The following is a 9,145-nucleotide window of genomic DNA, read 5'->3' as shown; positions in this document are numbered from 1 at the left end:
GCCATGGCCGCGCGCATCCAGCAGGCGGAGGCGGACATTCAGGCAGCCCAGGCGCGCATCGCCATCATCGCCAGGTTGCAGCGCGCGCAGGCGGAGCGGCTGGCCGCCAAGCAGCAGCCGGTCGTGCGCCTGACCGCCGCATTGCAGATGATCGTGCGCCGGCCCCTGGCGCTTGCGCTGGTCCAGCCCGGATCGATCAGCGACGCCGTGCATATGCGTGCCGTGCTGAGCCAGGTGCTGCCCGTCATCCGCGAACGGACGGCCGGGCTGCGCGCCGAACTGGAACGCAGCCGGGCGCTGAGGGAAACGGCCGAGCAGGCGGCGGGCGCGCTGGCGCAGAGCCGCGCTGACCTTCGCGAACGGCAGGCGGCGTTGCGCACGCTGGAAACCCGCAAGCGGATGGCCGAACGGGACTATCAATCCAGTGCGGGGCTGGAGAGCGAACGCGCGCTGGCGCTGGGTGAGCGGGCGCGCGACATTGCCGACCTGATGGACCGGATCGAGACGGCGGGCGACCTGCGGGAGCGGCTGGCGCAACTGCCCGGTCCGATGCTGCGCCCCGCCCAGCCGCACCTTGCGCCTGCTTCCAACGCGGTGCGCGAACGGACGCAGGGCGGGCCGCCGCCCTATCGCTTGCCGGTGGTGGGGCAGCTGGTGACCGGATTGGGGGAGATGTCCGAAAGCGGGGTGCGGTCGCGCGGGCTCACCATCGTCACGCAGGCAGGCGCGCTCGCGGTGGCGCCCACCGGCGGGCGCGTGGCTTTTGCGGGCCCCTATCGCGGCTATGGGCAGATCGTGATCATCGACCATGGCGGCGGATGGACGACGCTGATCACGGGACTGTTACGGCTGACCGCGGAAGTCGGCGACGTGGTGCGGCAGGGCGATCCGCTGGGCAATGCCGGACCGGGGCGGCCCAGCATCACCGTGGAGTTGCGGCGCCACGGACAGCCGGTCGACATCGTGCCGCTGGTCAGCGGCTAGGCGCCCGCGGGACGCCGCCCGTCACCTTATGTAGTGAGTGAACTCTATCGCTTTTGCCTCTATTCATAAACGCGCCTATATTGACCGCTTGATGCCAGGACTCAGGACAGCAATGACTTCCAATTTCTTCCGGGGCGCGATCGCCCTTGGCGCGCTTGCGCTCATCCCCGCCACCACCGCGGCGCTCGCCGACGGGGAAGCGAGCAGCTACAAGGCGCTCGACGAGTTCATGGACGTGTTCCAGAAAGTACGCAGCGACTATGTAGAAAAGGTCGACGACGAGAAGCTGATCAAGGGCGCGATCGACGGCATGCTGGCCAGCCTGGACCCGCACAGCAGCTTCCTGGACGCGCGCGATTTCCAGAATCTGCGCACCCAGACGGAGGGCAGCTATGGCGGCCTGGGTCTGTCGGTCACTCAGGAGGATGGCGCGGTCAAGGTGATCGCGCCGACGCAGGATACCCCGGCATGGCGCGCGGGCATCAAGGCAGGCGACTATATCACCCATCTCGACGGGCAGCTCATCTATGGCGGCACGCTGGACGAGGCGGTGGACAAGATGCGCGGCGCGCCCGGCACCGCGATCAAGCTGACGATCGTGCGGCCGGGCCGCGACAAGCCGATCGAACTCACCCTGACGCGCGAGATCATTCAGTTGAAGCCCGTCAAATGGGAAGTGAAGAACAATGTCGGCGTGATCAACATCGTCAGCTTTTCCGCCAACACCGGCGCGGACGTGCGGCAGGCGATCCGCAGCATCGACAAGGCGGTGGGCGGCAAGCCGACCGGCTACATCCTCGACCTGCGGTCCAACCCCGGCGGCCTGCTGGACGAAGCGGTGGCGGTCAGCGACAGCTTTCTGGAGCGGGGCGAGATCGTGTCGCAGCGCGGGCGCAACAAGGGCGATGTCGAACGCTATTACGCCAAGCCCGGCGACGATGCGAAGGGCCTGCCGGTGATCGTGCTGGTCGATGCGGGATCGGCTTCGGCGTCCGAGATCGTCGCGGGAGCATTGCAGGACCAGCATCGCGCGCTGGTGATGGGCGAGCGCACCTTCGGCAAGGGCAGCGTCCAGACCATGCTGCCGCTGACCAACACCACGGCGCTCAAGCTGACGACCGCGCGCTATTACACCCCGGCGGGCCGGTCGGTACAGGAAGGCGGGATCGAGCCTGACATCCGCGTGCCGCAGTTGAGCGACCCGGATTACAAGAACCGTCCCAAATTCCGCGAAAGCGACCTGCGCCGCCACCTGATCAACGAGATCAAGACGGACAATGCCGCGCTGGAAGAGGATGTGAAGGACGATCCCCGCTTCGCCGCCACGGCCGAGGAGTTGAAGAAGAAGGGCATCGAGGACTTCCAGCTCGACTATGCGCTGAAAACCATCACCCGGCTGGCGGCGCGGCCGGGCGCGGTCGTGGCCCAAGCCCAGCCCCAGCCCCAGCCGGTGGCAGCGAAGAAACCCGCCGCCCGGTGACAGGCGCGCGGGCATCCGTCACCCCCCGGCGGCGCGATAATTGCGCTGCCGGTCCAAGTTCAGCATGACGAAAGGCGCGCGGGCGTTTAAGCGGGCGGTATGAAAAGCCTGCCCCTCGCCCGCGCGATCGCCCTGGCCGTGCCGCTGCTGCTGCTGGGGGGCGCATACGCCTTTCAATATCTGGGCGGGCTTCATCCCTGCGAAATGTGCTGGTGGCAGCGTTACCCGCATATGGCCGCCATGGCACTGGCGCTGATCGCCTATGGCGTGCGCGGCAAGCCGTGCGTCAGCGCCCTGTTCGCTGGCCTCGCGGGTCTGGCGATCGGGATCAGCGGCCTGATCGGCCTGTTCCATGCGGGGGTCGAATATGGCTGGTGGGAAGGGCTGACGTCATGTTCCACCACGCCCGCGAGCGGGGGAGCGGGGGACATATTGGAGCAGATCATGGCCGCGCCCATCACCCGCTGCGACGTTGCCCCCTGGAGCCTGCTGGGGATATCGATGGCGGGCTATAACGGCCTCTTGTCGGGGGCAAGCGCGCTCGCCATCTTGGCCCTGCTGATCAAGGGAAGGAAAGAGGCATGAGCGCGCCCAAGGATTTTCCGCGCCCCGGTCGCAAGGCGACGGCGCGCGAGCGCGCGTCCATGCTGCGGGTCGATCAGGCTGGCGAGTTCGGCGCGATCCGCATCTATGCCGGGCAGCTCGCCGTCATGGGCGACCGCCATCCCGATTCCCGTCTGATCGCGGGCATGCTGGCGCAGGAGGAACGGCACCGCAGCATCTTCGACGCGATGATCGTGGAGCGCGGCGTGCGGCCGACGCTGTTGCGGCCGGTCTGGAATGTCGCTGGCTTTGCGCTGGGGGCGGTGACCGCCGCCATAGGGCCGCATGCCGCCATGGCCTGCACCGCTGCGGTCGAAACGGAAATCGACCGCCATTATGGCGAGCAGTTGGAGGCGCTGGGCGGCGACGACGCGGAACTTGCCGCCACCATCACGGATTTTCAGGCCGAGGAACTGGAGCATCGCGACACCGCCATCGCCCATGGAGCGGAGCAGGCCGTCGCCTATCCGCTGCTGTCGGGCGTCATTCGCCTGGCTTGCCGCGCCGCCATCGCCCTGTCTAAGCGGATCTGAGGAGACGAGAAGAAATGAAGACGACACCGATCATCGCCGCGATGCTGATGGCGGCCGCCGCCCTCCCCGCTTCCGCGCAGCAGGCTGGCCCGGCGGAAGCGCAGGCACCGGCGGCGGGCGCGGCAGCCCCCGGTTCCGAACGCGTCAATCTGGTGATCGTCTATGGCGATGACCCGTGTCCGCAAAGCGAAGGCAGCGACATCGTCGTGTGCGCGCGCAAGGGCGAAGAGGAACGCTACCGCATTCCCGAACCGCTGCGCGGCGATCCCAACGCGCCTGCGAACCAGGCCTGGGGGGAAAGGGTGAAGTCGATGGAATATGTCGGCCGGACCGGCACGGAAAGCTGTTCCGCCACCGGCCCCGGCGGCTTCACCGGCTGCTTTAACCAGCTCGCGCGGCTTGCCAAGGCCGAACGGCAGCAGGCGGACAATGCGAGCTGGAAGGACCTGGTCGAGGCGGAGCGCGCGCGGCGCCTTTCCACCATCGACGCGGACAGCCGCGAGATCGAGGCGCGCGCCGTCGCCGAGGAAAAGGCCAAGGCCGCCGGCACGGCCCAGACGCCCGCGCCGCAGCCCAGCGCGCCCTGACGCACAGCGGCGAAGCTGGCATGGGGGCATGCCCGATTGGCAGGGGAGATGAAGGATGATCACCAATGCGTTTCCCCGTTGCCGCTGCCCTCGCCACGCTCCTGCTGTTGCCCATGGCCGCCCCGGCCAGGGCTGAACCGCCGCGCAAGATCTTCAACCTCATCGTCTATGGCGATGACCCCTGCCCCAAGGGCGAGGGCGACGAGATCATCGTCTGCGCGCGCAAGCCGGAATCGGAGCGCTACCGCATTCCCAAGAAGCTGCGCGAAAAGCCCGCGCCATCCGGCGGGCCGGGATGGGGCAGCCAGGTCGCGACGATGGAACAGGTGCAGCGGCAGACGCTGCCCGGAAGCTGTTCGGCGATCGGCAGCAACGGCTTTACCGGCTGCACCGCGAAGATGCTGGAACAATGGTTCGCCGAACGGCGGATGCAGGAGTCCAGGGGCGAACCCTGAGCCGCCCTCCAGGGCTTGCCTTGCGCGCCGATCTGGCATAGGGCGCTCCTGTCATCTGGGGAGTAGCCAGCCGTTCCGCCATGAAGGAACGGGCCGTTCGTCAACATATTTGGCCGAGAGGCCATGGCGGACGGGATGGAGAGCCTGACGGGCTTTCTTCATCGGGCGAGACCAATGGCATCGGCTTTTCCGCGTCCGGCCGGGCGGGAAGAGGCGGTGGCATTGCGTCTTTCACCTTCGCCCGGCCCGGATGTTCGCTCCATGGAAGCATTCACTACCTCCGCGGCGCTGGTCGCACTCGCCGAGATGGGGGACAAGACGCAGTTGCTGGCCATGCTGCTCGCGACCCGCTTCCGCCGTCCCCTGCCCATCATCATGGGCATATTGGCCGCGACGCTTGCCAACCATTTCCTCGCCGCGCTGGTGGGTCATTCGATCGCGGGCGTCCTCGACCATCCGTGGTTCCGCTATGCCGTTGCGGCGAGCTTCATCGCCATGGCGGGCTGGACCTTGATCCCCGACACGTTCGACGAGGACGAGCCGTTGAAGGCTCCGGGCCGCGCCGGGGTGTTCGTCACCACGCTGGTCGCCTTCTTCCTGGTGGAAATGGGCGACAAGACCCAGATCGCCACCGTCGCGCTGGGCGCGCGGTTCGACAGTCTGCTGGCGGTCACGGCGGGCACGACGATGGGGATGATGATCGCCAATGTGCCCGCCGTGCTGTTTGGCGAGGCGCTGGCGAAGAAAGTGCCCATGCGCGCGCTCCAGGTCGCGGCGGCCCTGCTGTTCCTGGGGCTTGGCCTGTGGATGATCGCCGGTCTTCTGGGCTGGATCGGCTAAAAAAGGAACAGGTGCGCCGCCGCAGCGGTTGTCAGCAGGCGGCGGCTGTTGCAAGGGACAATCAACGTCATTCCCCAAGCAGGACAGCCATGGAACAGGTGATGAAGGACAGTCTGGTTACAGTGTTCGGCGGCGGCGGTTTCCTGGGCCGTCATGTCGCACAGGCGCTGATGGAAGGTGGCGCGCGCGTCCGCATCGCCCAGCGCGAACTGGCGAGCGCGATGCGGGTGCAGCCGCTGGGCGGCCTTGGCCAGAAGCAATATGTCGCGGCGGACATCCGCAAGCCGCAAAGCGTGGCGCGCGCCGTCGCGGGCAGCGACATGGTGATCAATCTGGTGGGCGTGCTGAACGGCGATTTCGAAGGCACGCACCATGACGGCGCGGCGAATGTCGCCAAGGCGGCGGCCGATGCGGGCGTCAGGGCGCTGGTCCATGTGTCGGCGATCGGCGCCGATCCGCAGAGCCCGTCCGCCTATGGCCGTTCCAAGGCGGCGGGGGAAGAGGCCGTGCGCGCTGCCTTCCCAAGCGCGACGATCATCCGCCCGTCCATCCTGTTCGGCCTGGAGGACCAGTTCCTCAACCGCTTCGCGCAGCTGATCAGCCGCCTGCCGGTGGTGCCGGTGATCGGCGCATCGACGAAGTTCCAGCCCGTCTATGTGGGCGACGTCGCGCAGGCGATCGTCAACGCGGTCAGCGATCCGGGCGCGCATGGCGGCAAGACCTATGAGCTTGGCGGACCACGGCAGCTCAGCATGATGGAATTGAACGGCTGGATCGCCAAGGCAATCGGGCGGGAACGCAGCCTGGTCGCGGTGCCTGCCCCGGTCGCGTCGATGATCGCAAAGCTGGGCTTCCTGCCGGGCGCGCCGATCACCCAGGATCAATATGCGATGCTGCAAAAGGACAATGTGGTGTCCCCCGGCGCGCCGGGCCTTGCGGAACTGGGCGTTGCCCCGACGCCGATGGAGGCGGTCGCGCAGAACTGGCTGGTGCGTTACCGGCGGCATGGCCGCTTCGCCGGACGGGTGAAGGCCTGATCCACGCCGCCCATGCCCCGCTTCCCCGGCGGGGCGACGGGCTTACGCGACCGGCCGTGCAGTGACCTGCATTGCGCCGGTCCTTCGCTTCTGCACAATAGCGCCCATTCCAGGCGCCCGTCCGGGACAGCTTTCCCTTCCATCATCATCGAGGATCAGACACGGCCATGGACCTGCATTATCTGACGGTAATCCTGCTGGGCATCGTCGAGGGGCTGACCGAGTTCCTGCCCGTATCGTCGACCGGGCATCTGATCCTGGCGAGCGAGCTGCTGGGCTATGACGCGTCCACATGGGCGATGTTCAACGTCGTCATCCAGCTAGGCGCGATCCTAGCGGTCGTGGTGCTGTACTGGCGGACATTCTGGGCCGTGGCGCTGGGATTGCTGCGGAAGGAACCTGCGAGCTGGCGGTTCCTGCGCAACCTGTTGATCGCCTTCCTCCCTTCCGCCGTGATCGGGCTGGCGCTGCATGATTTCATCGAAACGCTGCTTGGCGCGCCCAAGGTGGTGGCCTGGGCGCTGATCATCGGCGGCGTCGCCATCCTGCTGATCGAGCGGATGGTGAAGGAAAACCGCTTCCACGGCATTGCCGACATCCCCATGGCGCGGGTCGTGGGCATCGGCTTCATCCAGTGCATTTCGATGATCCCCGGCGTCAGCCGATCGGGCGCGACGATCATGGGCGCGCTCGCGCTGGGCGTCGAACGGCGCACTGCCGCCGAATTCAGCTTCTTCCTCGCCATTCCGACCATGCTGGGGGCGAGCACGCTGGAACTGCTGAAGAAGGGGGACCAGATCACCTCCGCCACGGTCGGCTGGGGCAGCATCGGCTTGGGCTTCCTGGTGTCGTTCATCGTCGCGCTGCTGGTGATCCGCTGGTTCGTGGGGCTGGTGTCGCGACACGGATTCGCGCCTTTCGCCTGGTATCGGATCGTGGCGGGAGCGGCGGCGCTGCTATGGCTGACGATGAGATAGGTCCGATCCGGTCTTTTTTCCGGTGAGACAAAGCGGCTGAACGTCGAACCGAAACAAATATGATGTGAAATTAGGTCATTAATGCTGACCTAAATAGCAGAATCCGCGTGACTCTGCGGGTATTTCTGCTATGTGCCCCCTGAATTCATTTAGGGACTCATCATGGCTGACAATCCGATGCTGAAATTCGTGGGAACCGGCCAGGCCTATCCCGAGAAGCGTTCGGCCGGCGATCGCGCCGACGACTTCATGGAAATCAGCCGCAGCTTCCTGCTGGAAAAGGCGGAGGAGCAGGCGTCGCGCTGCTCGCAATGCGGCGTCCCCTATTGCGCGACTCATTGCCCGCTGCACAATCATATTCCCGACTGGCTGCGCCTGACGGCCGAGGGGCGGCTGCGCGAAGCCTATGAGCTGTCCAACCTGACCAGCACCATGCCGGAAATCTGCGGCCGCATCTGCCCGCAGGACCGCCTGTGCGAGGGCAATTGCGTCATCGAATTTTCGGGGCACGGCGCCGTCACCATCGGGTCGGTCGAAAAGTTCATCACCGACACCGCCTGGAAGGAAGGCTGGGTGGAGCCGCTGGTTCCGGGCAAGCCGCTGGGCCAGTCGGTCGGCGTCATCGGCGCGGGTCCGGCGGGCCTGACCACCGCCGAATATCTGCGCGTCGCAGGTTATGAGGTGCATGTCTATGACCGGCATGACCGTGCTGGCGGGCTGCTGACCTATGGCATCCCCGGCTTCAAGCTGGAGAAGGATGTGGTCATGCGCCGCGTCCAGCGGCTGAAGGACGGCGGCATCATCTTCCATGAAGGGTTCGAGGTCGGCCGCGATGCCAGCCTTGAGGAATTGCGGGGGCGTCATGACGCCGTCCTGATCGCGACCGGCGTCTACAAGCCGCGCGACATCAAGGCGCCGGGCGTGGGCGCGGCGGGCGTGGTCAAGGCGCTCGACTTCCTCACCGCGTCGAACAAGGCCGGGTTCGGCGATGCCGTGCCGGAGCATGAGGACGGCACGCTGCACGCCAATGGCAAGAAGGTCGTCGTCATCGGCGGCGGCGACACGGCGATGGACTGCGTCCGCACCGCGATCCGCCAGGGGGCGACGTCGGTGAAGTGCCTCTACCGCCGCGACCGGGAAAATATGCCCGGATCGCAGCGCGAGGTGCAGAATGCGGAGGAGGAAGGCGTCGAGTTCGTCTGGCTGTCCGCGCCGATCGCGTTCGAAGGCACGGAGCATGTGACCGGCGTCAAGGTGACCAAGATGCGCCTGGGCCAGCCTGACGCGTCAGGCCGCCGCGCGCCGGAAGCCGATCCGGGCAGCGAATATTCGATGGACGCCGACATGGTGATCAAGGCGCTGGGCTATGATCCGGAGGACCTTCCCAAGCTGTTCGGCGCGGAGGACCTGTCGGTCACCCGCTGGGGCACGTTGCGCGTCGATCACAAGACGATGATGACGTCGATGGACGGCGTGTTTGCTGCGGGCGACATCGTGCGCGGCGCTTCGCTGGTCGTATGGGCGATCCGCGACGGCCGCGACGTGACCGAGCATATGCACCGCTACCTGAAGGCGAAGGCCGCCGCGGGCGAAAGGCAGGCGGCGTGAGACGCGCGGTCAGGGCATGCCTGACCGGCCTGGTGCTGCTG

Annotated in this window: 10 protein-coding genes and 1 riboswitch; all 10 genes read left to right on the top strand. The window is 66.7% G+C overall.

Translation table 11 applies throughout. From position 1 onward, the window contains the following. The coding region (locus L288_RS25930; RefSeq protein WP_031303907.1) for a murein hydrolase activator EnvC family protein at positions 1-984 on the top strand (984 nt) is incomplete at its 5' end. 112 nt (positions 985-1,096) lie between these two features. Then, positions 1,097-2,464: a S41 family peptidase gene (locus L288_RS25925; protein WP_021237051.1), complete on the top strand. Its 1,368-nt coding sequence runs from the start codon at positions 1,097-1,099 to the stop codon at positions 2,462-2,464. Between the two features lie 99 nt (positions 2,465-2,563). After that, a complete protein-coding gene (locus L288_RS25920) occupies positions 2,564-3,049 on the top strand; it encodes a disulfide bond formation protein B (RefSeq protein ID WP_021237050.1) in 486 nt (161 codons plus the stop codon). After that, a complete protein-coding gene (locus L288_RS25915; RefSeq protein WP_021237049.1) occupies positions 3,046-3,600 on the top strand; it encodes a demethoxyubiquinone hydroxylase family protein in 555 nt (184 codons plus the stop codon). Before L288_RS25920 ends, L288_RS25915 begins: the two co-directional genes overlap by 4 nt. A 14-nt stretch (positions 3,601-3,614) precedes the next feature. Then, positions 3,615-4,187 carry a hypothetical protein gene (locus L288_RS25910; protein WP_021237048.1) on the top strand — a complete coding sequence of 191 codons (573 nt, stop codon included), beginning with the start codon at positions 3,615-3,617 and terminating at the stop codon, positions 4,185-4,187. A gap of 65 nt (positions 4,188-4,252) precedes the next feature. Beyond that, the gene (locus tag L288_RS25905; RefSeq protein WP_021237047.1) at positions 4,253-4,642 is read left to right on the top strand and encodes a hypothetical protein; all 390 of its coding nucleotides are present in this window, start codon (positions 4,253-4,255) and stop codon (positions 4,640-4,642) included. A gap of 44 nt (positions 4,643-4,686) precedes the next feature. Beyond that, positions 4,687-4,818, top strand: a riboswitch (yybP-ykoY riboswitch). An 85-nt stretch (positions 4,819-4,903) separates the two neighbouring features. Beyond that, entirely contained in the window at positions 4,904-5,482 is a 579-nt protein-coding gene (locus tag L288_RS25900) for a TMEM165/GDT1 family protein (RefSeq protein WP_021237046.1), read from the top strand. An 89-nt stretch (positions 5,483-5,571) separates the two neighbouring features. Then, positions 5,572-6,519: a complex I NDUFA9 subunit family protein gene (locus L288_RS25895; protein WP_021237045.1), complete on the top strand. Its 948-nt coding sequence runs from the start codon at positions 5,572-5,574 to the stop codon at positions 6,517-6,519. 167 nt (positions 6,520-6,686) lie between these two features. Continuing rightward, positions 6,687-7,496, top strand: a complete 810-nt coding sequence (locus L288_RS25890) for an undecaprenyl-diphosphate phosphatase (protein WP_021237044.1) — start codon at positions 6,687-6,689, stop codon at positions 7,494-7,496. A 162-nt stretch (positions 7,497-7,658) separates the two neighbouring features. Further along, positions 7,659-9,104: an NAD(P)-dependent oxidoreductase gene (locus L288_RS25885; RefSeq protein WP_021237043.1), complete on the top strand. Its 1,446-nt coding sequence runs from the start codon at positions 7,659-7,661 to the stop codon at positions 9,102-9,104. Positions 9,105-9,145 lie beyond the last annotated feature (41 nt).

It is taken from the genome of Sphingobium quisquiliarum P25, from assembly GCF_000445065.1.
Lineage (GTDB): Bacteria > Pseudomonadota > Alphaproteobacteria > Sphingomonadales > Sphingomonadaceae > Sphingobium > Sphingobium quisquiliarum.
This window is presented reverse-complemented; position numbering and strand designations above follow the sequence as displayed.

Excerpts from the sequence above, each read along its gene's own strand:
- L288_RS25925 (WP_021237051.1), top strand. The coding sequence starts at position 1,097 with ATGACTTCCAATTTCTTCCGGGGCGCGATCGCCCTTGGCGCGCTTGCG.
- L288_RS25905 (WP_021237047.1), top strand. The coding sequence starts at position 4,253 with ATGCGTTTCCCCGTTGCCGCTGCCCTCGCCACGCTCCTGCTGTTGCCC.
- L288_RS25900 (WP_021237046.1), top strand. The coding sequence starts at position 4,904 with ATGGAAGCATTCACTACCTCCGCGGCGCTGGTCGCACTCGCCGAGATG.
- L288_RS25895 (WP_021237045.1), top strand. The coding sequence starts at position 5,572 with ATGGAACAGGTGATGAAGGACAGTCTGGTTACAGTGTTCGGCGGCGGC.
- L288_RS25910 (WP_021237048.1), top strand. The coding sequence starts at position 3,615 with ATGAAGACGACACCGATCATCGCCGCGATGCTGATGGCGGCCGCCGCC.
- L288_RS25890 (WP_021237044.1), top strand. The coding sequence starts at position 6,687 with ATGGACCTGCATTATCTGACGGTAATCCTGCTGGGCATCGTCGAGGGG.
- L288_RS25920 (WP_021237050.1), top strand. The coding sequence starts at position 2,564 with ATGAAAAGCCTGCCCCTCGCCCGCGCGATCGCCCTGGCCGTGCCGCTG.
- L288_RS25915 (WP_021237049.1), top strand. The coding sequence starts at position 3,046 with ATGAGCGCGCCCAAGGATTTTCCGCGCCCCGGTCGCAAGGCGACGGCG.
- L288_RS25885 (WP_021237043.1), top strand. The coding sequence starts at position 7,659 with ATGGCTGACAATCCGATGCTGAAATTCGTGGGAACCGGCCAGGCCTAT.